Origin of the sequence: Streptomyces sp. NPDC094034 (assembly GCF_040303865.1) — a bacterium.
In the GTDB taxonomy this organism is placed as follows: Bacteria; Actinomycetota; Actinomycetes; order Streptomycetales; family Streptomycetaceae; genus Streptomyces.
This window is the reverse complement of the sequence record NZ_JBEOUD010000033.1, coordinates 70,777-93,232: the sequence shown is the minus strand read 5'-3', so window position 1 is coordinate 93,232 and position 22,456 is coordinate 70,777. Positions and strand designations below refer to the sequence as shown.

The following is a 22,456-nucleotide window of genomic DNA, read 5'->3' as shown; positions in this document are numbered from 1 at the left end:
CGTCAGGCCCGCCACACCCGTCAGCCCCGCCGCACCCCTCCGCCCCACTGCACTCCACCCTCCCGCTCCACGCCGCCGCTCCGCCCGTCCGGACCCTGCTCCGCCGCTACCGGAACGCGGGCGAGCCGCTCTCCTGCGAGCCCGTCGCCCAAGGGCTCCTCAACCGCGGCTACCGGCTCCGCACCACCCGGGGCGCCTACTTCCTCAAGCACCATCTGGACGGCGACCGCGACATCATCACCCGCCAGCACCGCGCCACCCAGCGGCTCCAGACGCTCGGCGTGCCCGTCGCCCCGCCCGTCGAGAACGCCGACGGCGACACCGTCGCGGTCATCGGCGGCCACTGCTACGCCCTGCACCCGTGGATCGACGGACGCCATCGCGACGGCTCGCAGCTCACCACCGGCGGGTCGGGACACCTCGGAACGCTCCTCGGGCTGGTGCACACCTGTCTGGAGCGGGTGATGGAGCCGGATCCACCGACGCTCGCGTATGTCAGCCCCGACCCCGCCGACACCTTCGACCTCATCGAGGAACTGCTCGCCCTGGCCCGCGGCCGTACCCGCAGGGACGTCTTCGACGCGCTGGCAGAACACCGCCTCCTGGAACGCCGGGACCTGCTGGAACTCCACGCCCATCGCCGACCGCCCCCCGGCGCGGAACCGGCCACGGGCTGGGTGCACGGCGACTTCCACCCGCTGAACCTGCTCTACCGCGGCGACGAACCGGTCGCGATCATCGACTGGGACCGGCTCGGCGTACAGCCGCGCGCCGAGGAGGCGGTACGGGCCGCGGCGATCTTCTTCGTCCGGCCGACGGGCGAGCTGGAGCTGACGAAGGTACGGGCGTACGCGCGCGCCTACCGCCGGGCCGCCGGAGCCCGCGCCTCCGAACTCGCCGCGGCCGTGCACCGGGTGTGGTGGGAGCGGCTCAACGACTTCTGGATACTGCGCTGGCGCTACCAGCTGGACGACCGAAGGGCCGACCCGCTGTTCGCTGCGGTGTCGGCCCTCGCGGTGTGGTGGACGCGGGAGTACGAGGCGGTACGCGAGGCCTTCGCCGGCTGATTCCGGCTCAGGGAGCTGCCCGCCGGTCAGGGAGTGGTGCCTCCGGCGGCGTCGGCGCCGGTGATGGTGCCGCCGGGGACACCACCACCCGTGGTCGTGCCGCCGTCGGAGGTCCCTCCGTCGGTCGTGCCGCCGTCGGCGGTGCCTCCATCGGTCGTACCACCGTCGGTCGTGCCGCCGTCCGTCGTACCGCCGTCGGAGGTGCCGCCGTCCGAAGTGCCGGTACTCGTCCCACTGCTGGAGCCGGTCGAACCCGTCTCCGAGGGGGGCGTCGACGGGTCACTCGACGATTCGGAGTCGCTCGGCGACTCCGACGGCGTATCGCTCGGCTTGTAGCTGGGCCAGTGGTCGTCGCCTCCGGTGGAGGTGTCCGTCTCCGAGGTGTCCTCGCTCGGGGAGTCCGAGGGCGAGGGCGAATCGCTCGGCGTTGTTTCGCTCGTGCTGACCGACGGCTTGTTCTCCGACTTGTCGCCGTTGCCCGTATCGCCGATGCCCTGAAGCGCGTAGGCCGCTCCCGCCACGATCGCGATCACCGCGAGCGCCACGAAGAGCCACATCTTGCCGCGACCGCGGCCGTTCCGCTGCCCGCCGTCGTATCCGCCGTCGTCCGGATTCCGCGGCGGGAGGATCGGGCCCTGTGAGGTGTCGCCGTGCGGCGGGTGCCCCAGCGCGGTCGTCGCGGCCATGCCCATCGCCGGGGTGTTGCCGCCCATGTGGGGCTCGACAGCCCCGGTGTTCCACGTGCCCGTATGGCTGCCCTGCTGCTGGAGCATCTGCAGGCCGTACTGGATCAGCCCGCGCATCTCCTCGGCGCTCTGGAACCGGTCGTCCGGCTCCTTCGCGAGCGCGCGCATGACCAGGCCGTCCAGCTCCGGCGGCGCCACGTCCGAGACCTCGGACGGCGGGACCGGGATGTCCTGGACATGCTGGTAGACGACCGAGAGCGGGGTCTCACCGGTGAAGGGGGGCCGCAGGGCGAGCAGTTCGTAGAGCAGACAGCCCGTGGCGTACAGGTCGCTGCGGTGGTCGACGGCCTTGCCCAGCGCCTGCTCGGGCGAGAGGTACTGCGGTGTGCCCATGACCATGCCGGTCTGGGTCATCGTCGACTGCGCGCCGTGCAGGGCGCGCGCGATGCCGAAGTCCATCACCTTCACCGCGCCGGCGTCCGTGATGATCACGTTCGCGGGCTTGATGTCCCGGTGCACAATGCCGTGCTGGTGCGAGTAGGCGAGCGCTTCGAGCACCCCGGAGACGATGATCAGCGCCTGCTCGGGCGGCGGGGCCTCCGCGCTGACCAGCAGATCACGGATGGTGCGTCCCTCGACCAGCTCCATCACGATGTACGGCACGGTCTGACCGTTGACCGTGTCCTCGCCCGAGTCGTACACCGCCACCACCGCGTGGTGGTTCAGCCCGGCGACCGACTGCGCCTCGCGGGTGAAGCGGGCCTTGGACACCGGGTCCTCGGCGAGATCGGCCCGGAGCAGCTTGACGGCGACGATGCGTCCGAGCCGTACGTCCTCGGCCGCGAACACCTCGGCCATGCCGCCACGACCCAGCCGGTGGGTCAGGCGGTAGCGGCCGTCGCCGACCATCTGGCCGACCAATCCGTTGTCGCCCCAGGAGTCCGCCGCATCCGGCACTCCGCCGCCTGCTTCGGGTTCGGGTGCCATCAGTCCTCGCCGTCGTTTCTGTCCGCGGAGTGGCCGCACGCGCGGTCCGCGGTATGTCTGTGTGTCTCAGGGGATGTCTCAGGAGTGGCTATGCCACATCACGCTACAGCCTCCATGTGACACGCCGGTCCAGGATGGACCGGTCATGAAACCCGTTCACTCGACGCCCACGCAAATTCCATGCGTTTCCTGTAACGCTTCCGAGACGCTTGTTGTGCGTACGGTCACGGAACGGGCACCCGGCTTGACGTGTCACTGCCCTGGGGCAGACTTGGCGCGTATTCGCGTCATCGCGGGATCTCCGACAACGCGGGATCCCGGACGACGGGATCTCCGATAAGGCGGGATCCTCGACAACGGGATCTTCGACAACGGGTCATCGCGTGGCACCACCGCGTCAGCGCGCCGAGGGGGAAGCACAGTCATGAGCCAGGACGGCGCACGGGGCCGCTATGCGGGCGGTTCGGTCGCGGGGGGCCGGTACCAGCTTCGCGACCTGCTCGGCGAAGGCGGCATGGCGTCCGTATATCTGGCGTACGACACGGCCCTGGACCGTCAGGTTGCGATCAAGACACTCCACACGGAGCTGGGGCGCGAGCAGTCCTTTCGCGAGCGCTTCCGCCGTGAGGCCCAGGCCGTGGCCAAGCTGTCGCACACCAATATCGTCTCCGTCTTCGACACCGGCGAGGACACGCTCCACGAGAGCGGCTCCGCCGCGGGCTCCGGCGCGCTGATGCCGTACATCGTCATGGAGTACGTCGAGGGGCAGCCGCTCGGCTCCGTACTCCAGGCGGACATCGCCCAGTACGGCGCGATGCCGGCCGACAAGGCGCTGAAGGTGACGGCCGATGTGCTGGCCGCGCTGGAGACCAGCCATGAGATGGGGCTGGTCCACCGGGACATCAAGCCCGGCAACGTGATGATGACCAAGCGCGGCATCGTCAAGGTCATGGACTTCGGCATCGCGCGCGCCATGCAGTCGGGTGTGACGTCGATGACACAGACCGGCATGGTCGTCGGGACGCCGCAGTACCTGTCGCCCGAGCAGGCGCTCGGGCGCGGTGTCGACGCGCGCTCCGACCTCTACTCGGTCGGCATCATGCTCTTCCAACTGCTGACGGGCCGACTGCCGTTCGAGGCGGACTCGCCGCTGGCGATCGCGTACGCGCATGTGCAGGAGGAGCCGGTCGCTCCGTCCAGCATCAACCGTTCGCTCACCCCCGCGATCGACGCCCTGGTCGCGCGGGCGCTGAAGAAGAACCCGAACGAGCGCTTCCCCAGCGCGGAGGCGATGCGCGACGAATGCGCGCGGGTGCTGCCCGGCGGACAGACGGGCGCGCCGGTGATCGTCCAGGGAATTCCGCAGAACAGCGGCGCGGGCGTGGGCTCCGCGGTCTTCCCGCCGGTGGACCAGTCGCCCCAGGGACCGCCGAGCGGGCAGGGCGTACAGACGCCGTACCAGCCGGGTCCTTACGGGCAGCCGACGCCCGCCCCGGCGCAGCAGCAGATGCAGCCGCCCGGGCCGATGCACACGCCGGCACCGGGACCCGGTACCGGCCCGGGCGCCGTGGCCGGCTACGGCTATCCGCAGAACCCGCAGCCCGCGTACCAGTCCCCGTCGCCGGCTCCGCGGCCGTACACGGGCTCGCCCCAGCCCCAGACGACCCCCGGTTACGGGGGGCATGGCGGGGACGGCCGGCGCGACGGCCGACGCAACACGCCGGTCATCGTGGGCTCGATCGCGGTCGCGGTCCTCGCGATCGGCGGGCTGATCCTCGCGCTGTCGATGAACAAGGGCTCGGACGACAACACGAACGCGGATCCGGGCACCAGCGACTCCGCGGCGCCGGTCGCGGGCCACCGGGACCCCGAACGGAACCGCACCATCGACGCGACGAAGTGCTCGGACGCCTCGGAGGACGGCCTCGACCCGACCAAGGTGGTGGTCCCCGACCTGCGGTACAAGGACATCCTCTCGGTGAAGGACTGCCTCCGCGCGGCCGGCTGGACCTGGTCGGAGCCGAAGAAGCAGAACGACGGCACGCAGGCCGAGGACATCGTGATCGGCCAGTACCCGCGCCCGGGTGCCGCCGTGCTGCCCGAGGAGCAGGAGTTCGAGCTGACGATCTCCACGGGCGACCCGGAGTAGTACCCGCTCCACGGGGGGATCGGAGTAGTACCCGCCGCACGGGGGGATCGGAGTAGTACCCGCTCCACGGGGGATCCGGAGTAGTACTCACGACGGATGGACTGACCGTCCGGGATGCCGGAGTTGTCCCCCCATGTGACGCTGGATCGGTGACTCCAAGGTTCCGCACCTCTTGCGCGATCGCGGTCGCGTCCCTGTTGCTGACCGCACCCGCCGTGTACGCCGAGGAGTCCGCCCCGCCCCCGCCGCACGCGTCCGTCGCCCCGGAGCCCGAAGCTTCCTCGCTGGCCGGGCGTCTCGCGGGGGAGGGGAAGATCCGCCCGGGCAGGCCGCCGGAGCCGGATGCCGAGGCCGCGACGCCCGAGGACGTGGACCCGAGCGCGAGTACGCAGAGCGCGGAGAGCGCGGACCCCGCGCGACCAGACCGGCCGTCCTCACCGGCGAAGCCGCCCGCCCCCTCCCGTAAGCCGTCACCCTCCTCCAAACCCGCGAAGCCGTCCGCCTCCGCCCCCGCGCGTACGGACGAGGAGACGGCGGATGAGTGGGACACGGCCGACGCGCCGGGGGAGGGCCTGCGGCCACCGGAGGAGCAGGCGAATACGGGAGAGCCGACGGCAGCCGACTCCGCGCCCCCCACCGATCCCCGCAGACCGGACGCGACGGCACTCGACAGATCGGCCACGCGGCCGGTGCCCGTACTGACCCTGGGCGCCGGAATCACGCTGCTCGGCCTGGGGCTCGGCTTTCTCGGGCTGCGCCTCCGACGTCGCTGAAACCGCGTGCCGGTGGGTCTTGACGGCTCCCGACGCTCTCCCGGCGCTCCCCGGCAGTCCTCGGGCGGCCCGGCGGACCCCGGGCGGGGTCGCCGGACCTCGGCGGTGCCGCCGCCCTCGGACGATTCCGCGGTCCTCCTTATGGCGTACTTATGAAGTCCGTCTCAGGTCGCTTGCGGGCCACGACTTACGCGGTATACATACTGAGTATGTCCATTCGCCACGGGCTTCTCGCCCTCCTCGAACGCGGTCCGCGTTACGGCTCTCAGCTCCGTACGGAGTTCGAGTCGCGCACCGGTTCCACCTGGCCGCTCAACGTCGGCCAGGTCTATACGACCCTGAGCCGCCTGGAGCGCGATGGCATGGTCGCGCAGGAAGGCGAGGACAAGGCGGGTCACGCGCTCTACGTGATCACGGAGACGGGCCGCGCGGAGCTGCGGTCCTGGTTCCGTACGCCTGTCGACCGCGCCAGTCCCCCCCGTGACGAACTGGCGATCAAGCTCGCCATGGCGGTCGGGGCTCCAGGGGTCGACATCCGGGAGGTCATCCAGTCGCAGCGGCATCACACCATCCAGGCGATGCAGGACTACACGCGGCTGAAGGCACAGGCCCTGGAAGCCGTCCCGACCGACCGGGACGAGGTGGCCTGGCTCCTCGTTCTGGAACAGCTCATCTTCCAGACCGAGGCCGAGGCCCGCTGGCTCGACCACTGCGAGATCCGGCTGATCCGGCTCGCGATGGTGCCGGGGCGGAGCGGCGAGACCTCGAAGACGCCCTCGGGGAGTCCGGACGCCGGGTCCACGCCCGCGCCCACCCCAGCGCCCGCCCCCGCGTCCGCCTCGGCCTCGGCCTCGGCCTACGCCACACCGTCTTCCGTGTCCGAACCCTCCGTCGGCTCGACCGCCGACTGACCACGGCCGCGGGCATCACCGCCCGCGCGGCTCCGGCCCTCACCCGAACCACGTGGCCGGGGCCCGCGCGGCCTCCTGGGGCTGACCGCACCAACTCCCGCCCCACCTCGCTCGTCATACCGAACCGCTCGTACGTGCGCGTACGCCCAATGGGGGGACCTCATGGCTCGCAAATCACATCAGCCACAGCAGTCACAGGCGTCACATCCGGCGCCACAGCAGCATCAGTCGTCGCAGCAGCAGCCCCGGTCGTCGCAGCAGTCGCAGCAGCACTCGTCGCGGCGGCCCGTGCTTCAGCTCCAGGAGCTGACCCGGGTCCACGGCAGTGGAGCAACCGAGGTGCACGCGCTGCGCGGGATCAATCTCGATGTGTTCCCCGGCGAACTGGTCGCGGTCATGGGCCCGTCGGGCTCCGGCAAGTCCACGCTGCTCACCATCGCGGGCGGGCTCGACACCCCCACCTCGGGCCGGGTGATCGTCGAGGACACCGACATCACCACCGCCGACCGCAAGAAGCTCGCGGCCCTGCGCCGCCGCAGCATCGGTTATGTCTTCCAGGACTACAACCTGATCCCCGCGCTCACCGCCGCCGAGAACATCGCGCTGCCCCGCGAACTCGACGGAGTCTCCGCGCGCAAGGGACGTGTCGAGGCCCTGGCCGCGCTGCGGGAGATGGGTCTGGAGGAGCTTGCCGACCGGTTCCCCGACGAGATGTCCGGCGGCCAACAGCAGCGGGTGGCGATCGCCCGTGCCCTGGTCGGCGAACGGCGTCTGGTCCTCGCGGACGAGCCGACCGGCGCCCTGGACTCCGAGACCGGCGAGTCCGTACTCGCGCTGCTGCGCACGCGCTGTGACGCGGGCGCGGCCGGCATCCTGGTCACCCACGAGCCGCGCTTCGCGGCCTGGGCGGACCGCGTGATCTTCCTGCGGGACGGTGCGGTCGTCGACCAGACGCTGCGCAGCGAGGCGGACTCGCTGCTGACGGGCCAGGCGGCCGAGCTGTGAAGAACTGGTTCCACTCCTGGCGCGCCGCGGTACGGATAGCCCGCCGCGACGCCTGGCGCTTCAAGGGACGCAGCTTCCTCGTCCTCGCCATGATCGCGCTGCCCATCCTCGGGGTGAGCGCCTTTGATCTGACCGTGCGCAGCTCGGAACTCTCCACCACGGAGAGCCTGAGCCGTGACATCGGCCGGGCCGACGCGCGGATCACCGACCCCTCGTTCGCCGGTGAGCCCCTCAATCAGGACCCGACGGGCGAGCAGTACGCGCCGGTGGGCGATTTCGAGAACAAGCCGTGGCCCGATGGCCCCGCGGACGTCGAGAAGGCCGTCCCGGCGGGCGCGACCGTCCTGGAGGACACGGTCGGGTCCGGAAAGCTGCGCACCACACACGGGTTGCTGCACACCGAGATCCGTGAGCTCAAGGCATCGGACCCGATGGCCCGGGGCATCATGCGTCTCCTCGACGGCCGCTTCCCGGAGAAGGGCGGCGAGGTCGCCGCGACCACGCACTTCCTGGAGTCCAGCGGACTGCGGGTGGGCTCGAAGCTCACCGCCCGGGGGCTCGATGCCGACTACCGGATCGTCGGCGAGTACGAACTCCCCAGCTCCCTGGAGACCGACCAGGTCAACGCGCTTCCCGGCGCGTTGCTGGCTCCGCTCGACAAGGCGCTGAAGGCCGACGATCTGCCGGGCACCTCTCCGACCACGACACAACTGGTCGGCATCTCCGGTGGTTTCACGTGGAACATGGTGCGAGAGGCCAACGCCCAGGGTCTGACCGTCACCTCGCGTGCCGTACAGCTGAACCCGCCCGCCGACTCGGACGTCCCGCTCTATCAGCAGGACGGCTGGCAGAAGTACGAGGAGAGCACGGCGGCCAAGACCGCCGCGATGGCCGCGCTCGGCACCATCGTCGGTCTCGCGATGCTGGAGATCTGTCTGCTGGCGGGGCCGGCTTTCGCGGTCGGCGCCCGGCGCTCGCGCCGTCAGCTCGGCCTGGTCGGGGCGAACGGTGGCGAACGGCGTCATATCCGGGCCGTCGTGCTCGCCGGCGGTCTGGTGATCGGTGTCGCCTCGGCCGTCATCGGTACGGCCCTCGGTGTCGCCCTCACCTTCGCCCTGCGTCCGGTACTTGAGGACTACATGGGCCAGCGCTTCGGCGGCTTCGAGATCCAGCCGCTGGAGCTGATCGGCATCGCGGCACTCGCCGTGGTCACCGGTCTGCTGGCCGCGATCGTCCCGGCGGTCACCGCCTCCCGTCAGACCGTCCTGGCCTCGCTCACCGGCCGGCGCGGGGTGCGCAAGACCAGCAGGGTGCTGCCGATCCTCGGACTGATCGCGTTCGTGCTCGGTGCCGCGATCGCGCTGTACGGATCGACGATGACCGACCAGTTCGCGATCGTCGCGGGCGGCAGTGCCCTCGCCGAGCTGGGTGTGGTCGCGCTGACACCGGCCCTGGTGGGTCTGTTCGGCCGGATCGGCCGCTGGATGCCGCTCTCACCGCGGCTGGCGCTGCGCGACGCCGTACGCAACCGGGGCCGCACGGCCCCCGCCGTGGCCGCGGTACTCGCCGCGGTGGCGGGCACGGTCGCGGTCGCGACATACGCCGCAAGCATCGACGCACAGGGCCGGGCCGGGTACACGCCTCAGCTGCCCCACGGCGCGGTCTCCGCCATGCTCCTCGACGAGGGCGGCGGCCGGGATGTCCCGACCGTCCGTACGGCCGTCCAGAAGAATCTGCCCACGGAGATACGGGCCGATGTGGACCGGATCTCCGTCGGGAAGCCCGGCTGCTCGATGTACAGCAGCGGCGCGGAGGGCTGCGGCCGGTACGAGGTGGTCGTACCGAAGGCCAACCAGTGCCCGCTGTGGATGACCAGCGGGACCGAGGACCCCGCGGAGAAGTTCAGCAAGGCCGAGCGGCGCAAGCTCGCCAAGGACTGGCGCTGCCAGGAGAGCGAGGTCTACCTCAGCGTCGAAGGTGGTGTGCTGATCGGGGACGCCAAGCTGCTGAAGGTCCTCGGGATCAAGGACGCGGGCGCCGAGAAGGCGCTGGCGGACGGGCGGATCGTCTCCTTCGACAAGCGGAACATCGACACGAACGGCAAGATCGGCATCCGCCTGGTCACCGACATCGAGGCAGCCGACGCGGCCATCCAGAAGGGCGAGGATTCGCCGGGCGTCGTCAAGTCCGTCACGGCGCACCAGGTCGAGGGGTCGCCCCACGCGTACGGCGTCTCGATGATCCTGACCCCGGCCACCGCGAAGGCGGCGGGCTTCAGCACCGTCCCGCTCGGCGCGTACTACTCGACCAGCGCCACGCCGAGCGACGCCCAGAAGCAGAAGCTGGACAGTGAGCTCGCCAAGACCGGCAGCGATGTGAGCCTCCATATCGAGCGCGGCTACATCAGCGAGAACAACATCGTGCTGCTGGCGCTGACCGTCTTCGCCGGGCTGATCACCATCGGTGCCGCCGGTATCGCCACCGGTCTTGCCCAGGCCGACGCCGAGGCAGACCTCAAGACACTCGCCGCGGTCGGCGCCCCGGCGCGGGTCCGCAGGACGCTGAGCGGGTTCCAGTGCGGGGTGGTGGCCGTGATGGGTGTGCTGCTCGGCACGGCGGCCGGGGTGCTACCGGCCGTCGGGCTACGGCTGACGGACCGGCGCGGGCAGTGGAAGTGGTACGAGGAGGCGCTCGACGAGGGCTGGGGCGCCGTCAGCCCGCCCAACGTGCCGATCGTGATCCCGTGGGGGACGCTGGCCGCGCTGCTGATCGCCGTCCCGCTGGGCGCCGCGATCCTGGCGGCGCTGGTCACCCGCTCGCACCGGGTGCTCGGCCGCCGGGCGGCGACGTAACCCCACGGGCCCGCCCGCTGACCGTGTGATCACGCGCAGGCCCTGTTCCTCGCGTAGTCCGTGATCCCCGCGTAGTCCGTGATGCCGCGCGGGCCCTGGTCTCCGCGTGTCCGTGGTCCCCGTATCCGTGCCCCCGTACGAAGGTCATCCGCCTTCGTACGGGGGCACGCCATGTGGTGACGCACATGTGCGAGACAATGGGCCGCATGGAGATGCCGAGGAACGAACGGTCGCAGGAGAGCCCCCATGTCCTCGTGGTGGGACAGGACGGGATGGCGCTCGGCGGCGGTGGAACCGACGACGGCGCACGTGAGATGCCGGTGACGGAGATGGTCGAGCAGCCGGCGAAGGTCATGCGGATCGGCAGCATGATCAAGCAGCTTCTGGAGGAGGTGCGCGCGGCTCCCCTGGACGAGGCGAGCCGGGTACGGCTCAAGGAGATCCACGCCGGCTCGGTGAAGGAGCTGGAGGACGGCCTCGCCCCCGAACTGGTCGAGGAGTTGGAGCGGCTCTCGCTCCCCTTCACGGACGAGGCCATTCCCTCCGAGGCGGAGCTGCGTATCGCGCAGGCTCAGCTGGTGGGCTGGCTGGAGGGCCTTTTCCACGGAATCCAGACGGCGCTGTTCGCCCAGCAGATGGCGGCCAGGGCCCAGCTGGAGCAGATGCGCCGCGCGCTGCCGCCGGGCTCGGTCCAGGAGGACGACGGGGAGCAGGGGCACGGCGCGATCCGCTCGGGCCCGTACCTGTAGCTCTCCGGACCACTTAGGTCCGGACCCACTCAGGTCCGGACCGCTTAGGTCCTGTCCGGACCGCTCCAATAACTCTGTCCGGGGCGGCTGACCCTGTTCGGCGCGGCCCGGCGCACCGTGTGGTGTGCCGGGCCGCGGGCGTGTCAGGCGCTCGCCGATGTGAGCAGCAGGATCTTGCCGACGTGAGTGCTCGCCTCCAGGGCCCGGTGCGCCTCGGCCGCCTCCGACATCGGCAGGGTGCGGTCCACGATCGGCTTGACCTGGCCGTCGGCGATCAGCGGCCAGACATGCTCCCGTACGGCCGCGACGATCGCCGCCTTCTCGGCCAGCGGCCGGGCGCGCAGCGAGGTCGCCGTAATGGCCCCGCGCTTGCTCAGCAGGGCGCCGAGATTGAGCTCGGCCTTCACGCCGCCCTGGAGACCGATCACCGCCAGTCGGCCATTCACGGCCAGGGCCCGTACATTCCGTTCCAGATACTTCGCGCCGACGATATCGAGAATGACATCCGCGCCCGCGCCGTCCGTGGCCTTGCGGATCTCCTCCACGAAGTCCTGCTCGCGGTAGTCGATCAGGATGTCCGCGCCCAGTTCGGCGCAGCGCGCCAGCTTCTCGGGGCCGCCCGCCGTGACCGCGACACGCGCGCCCACCGCCTTGGCCAGCTGGATCGCCATCGTGCCGATCCCGCTCGCCCCGCCGTGCAGCAACACCGTCTCGCCCGGCCGCAGATGGGACACCATGAAGACGTTCGACCAGACCGTGCAGGTGACCTCGGGGAGCGCCGCGGCCGTGGTCAGGTCCAGGCCGCGCGGTACGGGAAGCAACTGCCCGGCCGGGACGGCGACCTTCTCCGCGTACCCCCCGCCGGCCAGCAGCGCGCACACCTCGTCGCCGACGGCCCAGCCCGAGACCCCGGCGCCGAGCGCGGCGACCGTGCCGGCGCACTCCAGGCCGGGGTACGGGGAGGAGCCTGGCGGGGGATCGTAGAAGCCCTGCCGTTGCAGCAGGTCCGCGCGGTTGACAGCGCTCGACGCCACCTCGACGAGCACCTCGCCCTCGCCGGGTACGGGATCGGGCACCTCGGCCCATACAAGCGCCTCGGGGCCACCGGGTTCCGGAATCGTGATCGCATGCATGGCCGCGAGGCTACTCCGGCGGACCGCCCAGTGGGCCACTACGCGTGGCGCCGAGCGGGCCGCGGGACGGCCCCGGGCGCGGTCAGTTCGAGGTGTCCGGCACCGAAGGGCTCTGCGCCCGGACGATGGTGATCAGACGGTCGGTCAGCTGGAGCGGGCTGGCGGCGGGGTCGTCGTACCCCAGCAGCCGATGGCCCCGCAGTACGCTCACCACCAGGTCTTCCGTCTCCCGTACATTCCGGCCCACCTCCGCCTTTATGACGGGGCGTTCGATGATGTCGAGACCGCTGCCCTGCTGGATCAGATCCTCCATCACCGTGCCCGCGCTCGGACTGAGCACGGACAGCCCCAGCAGCCGGCCGGCCGCGCTGGCGCTGGTGATGACCGCGTCGGCCCCGGACTGACGCAGGAGCGGTGCGTTCTCCTCCTCGCGCACCGCGGCGACAATCTTCGCGGCGCGATTGAGCTGACGTGCGGTCAGCGCCACCAGCACGGCGGTGTCGTCGCGCTGGGTGGCGATGACTATCTGACGCGCCCGCTGCAACTCGGCGCGGATCAGCACATCGCTCCGCGTCGCGTCGCCGATCACGCCCACGAACCCTTCCGCGTTCGCCGCGTCGATGACCTTGCTGGACGGATCGACGATAACGATCTGTTCCTTCTTGAGACCCGTGGCACAGAGGGTCTGCATCGCCGAGCGCCCCTTGGTGCCGAAGCCGACGATGATGGTGTGGTCACGCAAGTTGGACCTCCAGCGGTTCAGCCGCCACTCCTCCCGGGTGCGCTCCGTGAGCACTTCGAGAGTGGTACCGACCAGAATGATCAGGAAAAGCACCCGCAGCGGGGTCACCAGCAGCACATTGGCCAGCCGCGCGCTGTCGCTGTACGGAACGATGTCGCCGTACCCCGTCGTCGAGAGCGTGACGGTCGCGTAGTAGACGGAGTCGAGGAAGTCGACCGATTCGTCCGCGTTGTCGTGATAGCCCGTTCTATCGACATAGACGATAAAGACCGTCAGGGCGAGGACGAACAGCGCCATCAACAGGCGTCTGGTGACCTGACGCAGCGGCTGAACGGCGGTACGGCGCGGAAGCTTCACCCGCGCCGAGACGAGATGTTCGTCGGCATGCCTGGCCATCGCATCATGGCCGGGAAGTTTCACGTGAAACACCCTCCATCGACCGGTGCCGCCCACGGCAGGTCGAGAACTTCCAGTTCGTCTCCGGGCCGTGCGCCGCCCGGCGGCACGACCACGAGTCCATCGGCGGCGGCGATACCGCGCAGCATGGCGGGGCCGTTGAAATGTAGCGGTACAAGGCCCTCGTCATGGTGCACGAACGGCACCAGCCGGGTGTCATACGGATGGCCCTGCACCGCGTCCCGCAGCGGGGCGCGATACGAGGGCCGGGGCGCCCGTCCCGCGAGCGCGCGCAGCAGGGGCTCGGCGAGCGTCAGCAGCCCGGAGACCGCGGCGAGCGGGTTGCCGGGCAGCCCCACCAGATGCCCTCCCGACGGCAGCCGGGCCAGCAGCATGGGATGCCCGGGGCGTACGGCGACCCCGTCGACCAACAGCTCGGCACCCGTCTTGTGGAGGACCGGGTGGACATGGTCGACCGGTCCGCCGGCCGTACCGCCCGTGGTGAGGACGAGATCCGCCGTGGATCCGGTGATCGCGCGGCAGAGCGCTCCGGCGTCGTCGCGGATCCGGCGGGTGGCCATCACCTCCGCGCCGAGCGTACGGAGCCAAGGGGCGAGCATCGGCCCCAGCGCGTCGCGGATCAGCCCGTCGTGGGGCAGCCCCTCGGTCAGCAGCTCGTCACCGAGGACCAGTACCTCCACGCGCGGGCGCGGGACGGTGACCAACTCGTCATAGCCGGCCGCCGCCGCGAGTCCCAGCACGGCGGGCGTCACCACGGACCCGGCGGGCAGCAGCATGTCGTCAGTCCGGCACTCCTGGCCACGCGGCCTGATGTCCTGCCCGTGGATCACCTCGCGGTCGGCATGAAGATTGCCATGGCTGTCCGTGACGGCATGCTCGCTGCGGACCACCGCGGTCGTGTCGGCGGGGATACGGGCGCCGGTGGCGATCCGTACGGCCGTGCCGTCCTGGAGCGGCGCCGCCGTCCCCTGGCCGGCCAGAATGCCGAGGTCGCCGACGCCCGGGCTGCCGTGGTCGCCGGCCGTCGCCTTATCTCGTGGGGAGTCCTGGACGGGCCGCACGGTCCAGGGGCCCGGCCCCGAGACCGCCCAGCCGTCCATGGCCGAGGTGTCGAACGACGGGAGATCGGTGAGTGCCGTCAGCGGCTCGGCGAGCGCCCGGCCCACGGCCTGGTCGAGGGGTACGGAGACGGCACGGGTGGCCGGGACCGGCCCCGCGGAGCGAGCCGCGAGGGCACGGGCGGCTTCCCATGACTCGGCTGACTCGGCGTGGTGCCGAGCGGTCATGGCCGAGCCGGTGCCACGGCCGTGACCGGTGCCGCGACCCGGCGCGGCGCTGTGACCCGGCGCGGCGCCATGACCTGGTTCGGTGGCGCGGTGCGGCGGGCGCCCCGCGCCCTGCTCTCCGTGGACCAGAGCCAGGGCGTCGTCGAACCCGTCGACCTCGCGGTCCTGGGCCGTCATCCGGCGTCGGCCCCCTTGGCGTCCGGTCCGTCGGTGCCCTCCGTCTCGTCCGCCCAGCGCGCGGCGAGCGCCACGGCCTTGCGGGCGGCCTCGGCGACCGCTTCGGGACCGTCCCCGCCGGCCTTGGCCGCCGCGTAACCGACCAGGAAGGTCGTCAGTGGCGCGGCGGGCCTGGCGACGCCGTGCGCGGCGTCGCGGGCGAGATCGAGGAGTACACGGATGTCGACATCCAGCTCGATGCCGAGTTCGTCCTTGACTGCGGTGATCCATTCGTCCAGCACGGTCCCATGCTCTCTGATCCTGGCCCGCGCTGTGGAGATGTCTTCCCAGGTGTCGCAGTCGAAGGAGGCGAGCGGATCGGCGTCGAGCCGGGCGAGGTCGAGTTCCCCGACCAGCAGCCGGAGCGGCAGGCCGGGCAGACTGCCGTACTCCGTGGCGAGAAGGGCCAGTTCACGGCGGAGCGGTTCGGCGCGGTAGGCGGCGACCAGCGGCTGATCATGGCCTTCGGCGTCGGTGAGGAGCGCCCCCTCCCGGCCGGTTCTGTCCAGCGTCTCGATCAGGCGGCGCACCGTCGGCTCCCCCAGGAACGGCAGATCCGCGGAGAGTACGACCACGGTCTCCGCCTCGGCGCACCGCATCCCCGCGTCGAGCGCGGCGAGGGGCCCGCCGCCGGGCGGATCCTCCCGCGCCCAGCGCACCGGTCGCGCCGTGGGCCGCCTGCCGCCCACGACGACGGTGCGGGCGGCCCCTTCACAGGCCCCGAGCACCCGGTCGAGCAGCGGGCGGCCCCCGACGCGTACCCCTGGCTTGTCGGCGCCGCCGAGCCTCTTGGCGGCACCTCCGGCGAGCACGATGGCGTCATACGCGGTCATGGCTGAAGTATGGGCCGCGACCGTCCGCCCGAAGCACCCGAGGTGGCTGGTTCTTCGGGCGGACGCCTCACTACAGCGTGCGCAGCAGCACCGCCGGCTGTTCGACACAGTCCGCCACATAGCGCAGGAAGCCGCCCGCCGTACCGCCGTCGCAGACGCGGTGGTCAAAGGTGAGCGACAGTTGGACGACCTGACGGACGGCCAGCTCCCCCTCATGCACCCATGGCTTGGGCACGATCCTGCCGATCCCGAGCATCGCCGCCTCGGGGTGGTTGATGATCGGCGTCGAACCGTCGACCCCGAACACCCCGTAGTTGTTGAGGGTGAACGTCCCGCCGGTCAGCTCGCCCGGCGTGAGGGTGCCCGCCCGGCCCGCCTCGGTCAGCCGCGCGAACTCGGCGCTCAGCGACTCCGCCGAGCGCGCGTGCGCGTCCCGTACGACGGGGACGACCAGGCCGCGGTCGGTTTGTGCGGCGAAGCCGAGATGCACCTCCGGCAGGCGCACGATCTCTCGGGCTGCCATGTCCACGGTGGAGTTGAGCTCGGGGTGGCGGGCGAGGGCCGCCGTGCAGATGCGGGCCATCAGGGCGAGCAGCGAGATCTTGGCCCCTCCGGCCGCGTTCATCGCCGTCCGCGCCGCCATCAGTTCCGTCGCGTCTGCGTCGACCCAGCAGGTCGCGTCCGGGATGTCATGGCGACTGCGGGTGAGTTTGTCCGCGACCGCGCCACGTACACCCCGCAGAGGCACCCTGGTGACGCCCGGCCGCGCGGACGCGGACGCCCCTACCGGAGTCGGAGACATGGCCGGGCCCCCGGCCGGAGCCGGAGCCGGTGCCGAAGCTGGGACTGGGGCTGGTGCCGGGACGGTGGACGGCTCCTGTGTGGCGCCCCGATTGATCGCCTGCTCGACATCGCACCGCAGGATCAGCCCGTCCCGCCCCGATCCCGTCAGCTCCCGCAGATCCAGGCCGTGCTCCCGCGCCAGCCTGCGTACCAGTGGGGACACGACCGGCACCGCACCGGCCGCGCCGTTCACCGGTTCACGAGCGGGGGCGGGGGCGACGGACCCGCCCAGCGGCGCCCGGCGGACCCGGCGCCGACGCGCCGCGGGCGCGCCCGTGCCGTACCCGACCAGCACATTGCCCGATGTCTCATGGCGGGCCGAAGCCGAAGTGGCGGCGGCAGGTGCGGGGGCCGGGGCCGGCGCCGGGGCAGCGGTCGTCGGCGGCGAATCGGCCGGTTCCGACGCCCCTACCGCCACGGTCAGCAGCGGCGCCCCGACCGGCAGCTCCGAGCCCTCTTCGCCAAAGCGCGCCGTCACCACACCCCCGTAGGGGCAGGGCACCTCCACCATCGCCTTGGCCGTCTCGACCTCGACCACCGGCTGATCGACGGCGACGACATCTCCGACCGACACCAGCCAGCGGACGATCTCGGCCTCGGTCAGCCCTTCCCCGAGGTCCGGCAGTTTGAATTCCAGCACCTGGGCCATCAGCTCTCCGTCTCCCACTGGAGTCGCGCGACCGCGTCCAGCACCCGGTCCACTCCCGGAAGATGGTGCCTCTCCAGCATGGGCGGCGGATAGGGAATGTCGAATCCGGCCACGCGCAGCACCGGCGCCTCCAGGTAGTGGAAGCAGCGCTCGGTGACCCGGGCGACGATCTCCCCGCCGGGGCCGCCGAAGCCGGTGGACTCGTGAACGACGACCGCGCGCCCCGTGCGCCGGACGGATGCCGCTACCGTCTCGTCGTCGAACGGCACCAATGAGCGCAGATCGACGACCTCCAGGTCCCAGCCCTCGGCGCGGGCTGCCTCCGCCGCCTCCAGACAGACCGGCACGGAGGGACCGTAGGTGATCAGCGTCGTGCTGCTGCCGCGACGCCGCACGACGGCCCGTCCGATCGGATCGACCTCCGCCGGCTCGTCCGGCGACCACTGGGCCTTCGACCAGTAGAGCCGCTTCGGCTCCAGGAAGATCACCGGATCGTCGGAGGCGATCGCGGCCCGCAGCAGCCCGTACGCGTCGTCGACCGTGGCGGGCGTGACGACATGGAGGCCAGGGGTCGCCATGTAGTACGCCTCCGAGGAGTCGCTGTGGTGCTCGACCCCGCCGATCCCGCCGCCATACGGCACCCGCACGGTGATGGGCAGGGGCATCGCGCCCCGCGTGCGGTTCCGCATCTTCGCCACATGGCTGATCAGCTGCTCGAACGACGGATAGGCGAAGGCGTCGAACTGCATCTCCACGACGGGCCGCAGCCCGTACATCGCCATCCCGACGGCCGTCCCCAGGACGCCGGCCTCGGCGAGCGGCGTGTCCGTACAGCGGTCGTCACCGAACTCGGCCGCGAGCCCGTCGGTGATACGGAAGACCCCGCCGAGCGTGCCGACGTCCTCACCGAGGACATGGACGGAGGGATCCTCGGCCATCGCGTCGCGCAGCGCGCGCCGCAGGGCCTCCGCCATGGTGGCGGGCTTCACCGCGACAGTGGTCATCGCGCCTCACCGGATCCTTCCGCGCGTCCGTCCCCGGAGCCCTCCCAAGAGCCCTCCCCGGGGCCTTCCTCGGCCGATGCCTCCAGCTCGGCGCGGAGCTGGGCCGCCTGCTCGCGCAGCTGGGCGGTCTGATGGGCGTAGACATGCGCGAAGAGGTCCATGGGATCGAGCACCGGCTCGGCGTTCATCCGGTCACGCAGCCGAGCGGCCATCGTCTCGGCTGCCTCGGCGGCCTTGCCGATGCCGTCCTCGTCGAGCACCCCGCGCGCGGTCAGCTCGTGTTCGAGCAGCCGGACCGGGTCGTGCGCACGCCAGATCTCGACCTCGTCGCCCGCCCGGTAGCGCGTGGCGTCGTCGGCGTTCGTATGGGCGTCGATGCGGTAGGTCAGCGCCTCCACCAGCGTCGGCCCCTCGCCGCGCCTCGCGCGTGCCAGGGCCTCGCCGAGGACCGTGTGCACCGCGACCACGTCATTGCCGTCGACCAGCCGCCCCGGCATGCCGTACCCGACGGCCTTGTGGGCCAGCGAGGGCGCCGCGCTCTGCTTGGAGAGGGGCACGGAGATCGCGAAGCCGTTGTTCTGGACGAGGAAGACGACCGGAACCCGCCACACGGCGGCGAAGTTCAGCGCCTCGTGGAAGTCGCCCTCGCTGGTGCCGCCGTCGCCCACGAGGGCGAGCGCGACCACGTCGTCCCCCTTGAGCCTGGCCGCGTGCGCCAGGCCGACGGCGTGCGGCAGCTGAGTGGCCAGCGGTGTCGACAGCGGCGCGATCCGGTGCTCGTGCGGGTCGTAGCCGGTGTGCCAGTCACCGCGCAGCAGCGTCAGCGCCTGTACGGGGTCCAGTCCGCGCGCCACGGCCGCGAGAGTGTCGCGGTAGCTGGGGAAGAGCCAGTCCTGCTCCCGCAGGACCAGCGCGGCGGCGATCTGGCACGCCTCCTGGCCGGTGCTCGACGGGTAGACGGCGAGCCTGCCCTGCTTGGTGAGCGCCGTGGCCTGCGTGTTGTACCTGCGCCCGCGGACCAGCTCGGCGTAGAGCCGGAGCAGCAGGGCGGGGTCGGCCCCGGCCGCGGCGTCCGTACCCAGCACGCGGTACGGCTCGGGGTCGGGCAGCAGCGGGGCGGGGTCGGTACGCGGCCGCCACGCCGGGGGCGGGTGCGGCAGGTGGCCCGCGGCACCGGGCAGTTCCTGGACCGACGTACTGCTCTTCTTCACGCGTGCACCTCCTCGTGGGAGTGGGCGAACGGGTGCCAAAATGTGGCACGCCTCACCTACCGATTGTTCGGTCGTCAGGGCATTTTGGCTACACGCGGCTCCAGCCTGTGGACAAACGGTTCTCCACAGCTTGGGATGGACGCAGGCCGTCCACGGCGCGGAGGCGAGCAGACAGGGGAGCTGAACAAATGGCCGACGGCATCGACCGGGACATCGACGGGGTGGGGGTCGGACCCGGCACCGAAAGAGACGGCGGCAGTACGGAATCCATGCTTCCGGCGCGCCCGCTGGACGCCATCGATCAGGATATTCTGCGCATCCTGCGAGCCGACGGCCGCGCCTCGATACGGTCGGTGGCCGAGCGCGTCCATGTCTCACGCGCCAACGCGTACGCCCGTATCAACCGGCTGATCGACGACGGCGTGATCCGCGGTTTCAGCGCCAGCGTCAACCATGAGCGCGCCGGCCAGGGCGCGTCCGCGTACATCACGCTGAAGATCGTGCAGAACTCCTGGCGCACAGTGCGCGAACAGCTCCAGGAGCTGCCCGGGGCCACCCATATCGCGCTGGTCAGCGGTGACTTCGACGTCCTGCTGCTGGTGCACGCTCCGGACAACCGCTCCCTGCGGGAGCTGGTCCTGACCAGGCTCCAGTCCATCCCCGAGGTGCTCTCGACCCGCACGCTGCTGGTCTTCGAGGAGACGGACCTGAATGGGCCCCCTCCGTAGATGAATAAGCCCCCTCCATAAAAAACGGCCCCCTCTTCAAGAGGAGGCCGTCAACGGGTGCGGGGCTCAAAATTCGGAGCGGGACCGCTACGGACCCAGCTGGAGGTCGGTCCGCAGCCCGTCGAAGGCGAGCCGAACGACCGCCTCCGCCACCTGGTCGCGGTCGTAGCCACCGGGTGCGTGCGGCCGGTACCACTCCACCAGCGAGTTGACCATGCCGAAGAGCAGCCGGGTCGCCAGCCTGATGTCCATGTCGGCGCGCAGATCGCCGTCCGCGGCGGCGGCCTTCAGCAGATCGGCGACCCGCTGATCGAACTCTCGGCGCCGCTCCATCGCCCAGCGCTCGGTCTGGGTATTGCCCCTGACCCGCAGCAGCAGCGTCACATAGGGCAGCTCGGCGATCAGCACCTCGACCGTACGGCGGGTCACGTACTCCACCCGCCCGATGGCCCGTCCGCGCGTCGCTCCCTCCTCTTCGAGGATCCCGAAGAGGCCGTCCAGGGCGCGGCTGACCGCACGGCGCAGCAGTTCCTCCTTGCCCACGACGTGGTGGTATATCGAGGACTTGGAGATCCCGGCCGCCTTGGAGAGATGCTCCATGGAGGTGCCGTCGTACCCGCGCTCGTTGAAGACGCGGACAGCGACGGTCAACAAGGTCTCGGGCGTGTACGTGTCGCGCTTCGCGGTGGTCATGACGCGTCGTCCTCCTGGGCGGCGGCCAGGCGCCGCAGTGCCTGGGAGGGGGCGTAGCGGCCCGTGGGGTACTCCTCGTGCAGCGCCTCCAGCGTGTCGAGCACCCATCGGGCGCCGAGCCGGTCGCCCCAGTCGAGGGGGCCGCGCGGGTAGTTGACGCCGAGCCGCATCGCGAGGTCGATGTCCTCCGGGGCCGCCACCTGGCGCGCTGCCGCGTCAAGGGCGAAATCAACGAGCATCGCGACCGTACGGGCCACGATCAGGCCGGGGATGTCGCTGATCACGCTGACATCCTTGCCCAGCGCCTGGAAGAGGCCGATGGCCTCCTTGAGGGCCGTCCTGGCCACCCCGGCGGCGGGCGCGAGGGCGATCCGGGTCGCGTCCCGGTAGTCCAGCGCGAGATCGAAGTGAATGACCGGCATCCCCGCGTCGTCGGCGGCCGAGCCGTCCGCCAGGAAGAGACGCGTGCCGTCGGACAGTTCGATCCAGCCGGGATAACCGGGGACGGCGCCGTCGCCACGGGTGACGCCGATCCCCGCCTCCTCGATCAGTGCGGGCAGCGCGTCCGCCGCGAGCAGCTCGCCCCGCACCGTGATGGACGCGGGCGCCTTCTCGGGCTCCGCCGTGTGCGCGGCGGCCCCCGGCGCGTCCTCGCCGTACGCGTACCACCCCCGGCCCGACTTGCGGCCCAGGCGCCCCGACTCCACCAGCCGGCGCTGCGCGAGCGACGGCGTGAACTTCGGGTCCTGGAAGAAGGACTCCCAGACCGACCGGGTGACGGCCTCGTTGACGTCCTGGCCGATCAGGTCGGTCAGCTCGAAGGGGCCCATCCGGAAGCCACCGCATTCCCGCAGGACGGCGTCGATGGTCGCGGGGTCGGCGGCCCGCTCCTCGTACACGCGCAGCGCTTCCGCGTAGAAGGGGCGGGCGACCCGGTTGACGATGAAACCGGGGGTGTCGGCGCAGCGTACCGGTGTCTTTCCCCAGGCCAGCGCGGTCGCGTGGGCGCGCTCGGCGGCCGTCTCGGCGGTCGCGAAGCCGCTGACGACCTCCACGAGCGGCAGGAGCGGAGCCGGGTTGAAGAAGTGCAGTCCCACGAAGCGGCCGGGGTGGCGCAGCGCGCCCGCGACGGCGGTGACGGAGAGGGAGGAGGTGTTGGTGGCGAGCAGGCAGTCGTCGGCGACGATGTCCTCCAGCGCCGCGAACAGGTCCCGCTTGACGGAGAGCTCCTCCAGGACCGCTTCGGCCACGAGCGCGGCGTCGGCCAGCTCGGTGAGGTCCCGGGCCGGGTGCAGCCGGGAACACGCGGCGTCGCGCGCCGCGGCGTCGAGCCGGCCCTTCTCGACGAGCCGGTCCAGTCGCCCGGCGAGCGTGGTGGCGGCCTGCTCCGCACGGCCGGGCACGGCGTCGTAGAGCCGTACGGGATGGCCTGCGACCAGCGCCACCTGGGCTATGCCCTGCCCCATCGTGCCGGTGCCGACGACCGCGACGACGCGGCCGGGCTCGATTGCTGTCATGGACG

18 protein-coding genes are annotated in these 22,456 nt (G+C 71.3%); 8 read left to right on the top strand and 10 right to left on the bottom strand.

Translation table 11 applies throughout. From position 1 onward, the window contains the following. The first annotated feature begins 47 nt into the window (after nt 1-47). A complete protein-coding gene (locus ABTZ59_RS26280; protein ID WP_351417057.1) occupies nt 48-1,067 on the top strand; it encodes a phosphotransferase in 1,020 nt (339 codons plus the stop codon). A gap of 26 nt (nt 1,068-1,093) precedes the next feature. Here the strand turns inward: ABTZ59_RS26280 and ABTZ59_RS26275 are convergent, their stop codons facing one another. After that, nucleotides 1,094-2,740, bottom strand: coding sequence for a protein kinase domain-containing protein (locus tag ABTZ59_RS26275; RefSeq protein ID WP_351417007.1), 1,647 nt, complete (start codon nt 2,738-2,740; stop codon nt 1,094-1,096). Between the two features lie 424 nt (nt 2,741-3,164). Between ABTZ59_RS26275 and ABTZ59_RS26270 the strand changes: the two genes are divergently transcribed. The 6 genes from ABTZ59_RS26270 (at nt 3,165) to ABTZ59_RS26245 (ending at nt 11,179) form a co-directional block, all read left to right on the top strand. Then, a complete protein-coding gene (locus ABTZ59_RS26270; RefSeq protein ID WP_351417001.1) occupies nt 3,165-4,889 on the top strand; it encodes a protein kinase domain-containing protein in 1,725 nt (574 codons plus the stop codon). Nucleotides 4,890-5,038: 149 nt separating this feature from the next. Beyond that, complete coding sequence (locus ABTZ59_RS26265; RefSeq protein WP_351416994.1) at nt 5,039-5,662, top strand: hypothetical protein; 624 nt, start codon at nt 5,039-5,041, stop codon at nt 5,660-5,662. 209 nt (nt 5,663-5,871) lie between these two features. Further along, nucleotides 5,872-6,573: a PadR family transcriptional regulator gene (locus ABTZ59_RS26260; protein ID WP_351416990.1), complete on the top strand. Its 702-nt coding sequence runs from the start codon at nt 5,872-5,874 to the stop codon at nt 6,571-6,573. 288 nt (nt 6,574-6,861) lie between these two features. Next, nucleotides 6,862-7,578, top strand: coding sequence for an ABC transporter ATP-binding protein (locus ABTZ59_RS26255; protein ID WP_249951682.1), 717 nt, complete (start codon nt 6,862-6,864; stop codon nt 7,576-7,578). Further along, nucleotides 7,575-10,430, top strand: a complete 2,856-nt coding sequence (locus tag ABTZ59_RS26250; RefSeq protein WP_351416985.1) for an FtsX-like permease family protein — start codon at nt 7,575-7,577, stop codon at nt 10,428-10,430. The genes ABTZ59_RS26255 and ABTZ59_RS26250 overlap by 4 nt, the downstream gene beginning before the upstream one ends. Nucleotides 10,431-10,636: 206 nt before the next feature. Continuing rightward, nucleotides 10,637-11,179, top strand: a complete 543-nt coding sequence (locus tag ABTZ59_RS26245) for a bacterial proteasome activator family protein (protein ID WP_283958873.1) — start codon at nt 10,637-10,639, stop codon at nt 11,177-11,179. 143 nt (nt 11,180-11,322) lie between these two features. Here the strand turns inward: ABTZ59_RS26245 and ABTZ59_RS26240 are convergent, their stop codons facing one another. The 7 genes from ABTZ59_RS26240 to pdhA all read right to left on the bottom strand — a co-directional run bounded on the left by ABTZ59_RS26240 (nt 11,323) and on the right by pdhA (nt 19,513). Continuing rightward, on the bottom strand, nt 11,323-12,312 hold the full coding sequence (locus ABTZ59_RS26240; RefSeq protein WP_351416976.1) for an NAD(P)H-quinone oxidoreductase: 990 nt from the start codon (nt 12,310-12,312) through the stop codon (nt 11,323-11,325). Nucleotides 12,313-12,394: 82 nt separating this feature from the next. Next, the gene (locus tag ABTZ59_RS26235; protein WP_351416971.1) at nt 12,395-13,450 is read right to left on the bottom strand and encodes a potassium channel family protein; all 1,056 of its coding nucleotides are present in this window, start codon (nt 13,448-13,450) and stop codon (nt 12,395-12,397) included. A 20-nt stretch (nt 13,451-13,470) separates the two neighbouring features. Next, complete coding sequence (locus ABTZ59_RS26230; RefSeq protein ID WP_351416967.1) at nt 13,471-14,934, bottom strand: molybdopterin molybdotransferase MoeA; 1,464 nt, start codon at nt 14,932-14,934, stop codon at nt 13,471-13,473. Continuing rightward, complete coding sequence (locus ABTZ59_RS26225) at nt 14,931-15,806, bottom strand: NTP transferase domain-containing protein (protein WP_351416962.1); 876 nt, start codon at nt 15,804-15,806, stop codon at nt 14,931-14,933. The genes ABTZ59_RS26230 and ABTZ59_RS26225 overlap by 4 nt, the downstream gene beginning before the upstream one ends. Nucleotides 15,807-15,876: 70 nt before the next feature. Further along, nucleotides 15,877-17,298 carry a dihydrolipoamide acetyltransferase family protein gene (locus ABTZ59_RS26220; RefSeq protein ID WP_351416958.1) on the bottom strand — a complete coding sequence of 474 codons (1,422 nt, stop codon included), beginning with the start codon at nt 17,296-17,298 and terminating at the stop codon, nt 15,877-15,879. Beyond that, nucleotides 17,298-18,302, bottom strand: a complete 1,005-nt coding sequence (locus tag ABTZ59_RS26215; protein ID WP_351416955.1) for an alpha-ketoacid dehydrogenase subunit beta — start codon at nt 18,300-18,302, stop codon at nt 17,298-17,300. The genes ABTZ59_RS26220 and ABTZ59_RS26215 overlap by 1 nt, the downstream gene beginning before the upstream one ends. Next, a complete protein-coding gene (pdhA, locus tag ABTZ59_RS26210) occupies nt 18,299-19,513 on the bottom strand; it encodes a pyruvate dehydrogenase (acetyl-transferring) E1 component subunit alpha (RefSeq protein WP_351416946.1) in 1,215 nt (404 codons plus the stop codon). The genes ABTZ59_RS26215 and pdhA overlap by 4 nt, the downstream gene beginning before the upstream one ends. 188 nt (nt 19,514-19,701) lie before the next feature. On the opposite strand from pdhA, the gene ABTZ59_RS26205 reads away from it, so the two are divergent. Then, entirely contained in the window at nt 19,702-20,241 is a 540-nt protein-coding gene (locus tag ABTZ59_RS26205) for an Lrp/AsnC family transcriptional regulator (protein ID WP_503003678.1), read from the top strand. 87 nt (nt 20,242-20,328) lie between these two features. Here ABTZ59_RS26205 and ABTZ59_RS26200 read toward each other — a convergent pair whose 3' ends face one another. Further along, complete coding sequence (locus ABTZ59_RS26200) at nt 20,329-20,934, bottom strand: TetR/AcrR family transcriptional regulator (RefSeq protein WP_351416941.1); 606 nt, start codon at nt 20,932-20,934, stop codon at nt 20,329-20,331. Beyond that, entirely contained in the window at nt 20,931-22,451 is a 1,521-nt protein-coding gene (locus tag ABTZ59_RS26195; RefSeq protein WP_351416937.1) for a 3-hydroxyacyl-CoA dehydrogenase, read from the bottom strand. Before ABTZ59_RS26195 ends, ABTZ59_RS26200 begins: the two co-directional genes overlap by 4 nt. Nucleotides 22,452-22,456: the final 5 nt, after the last annotated feature.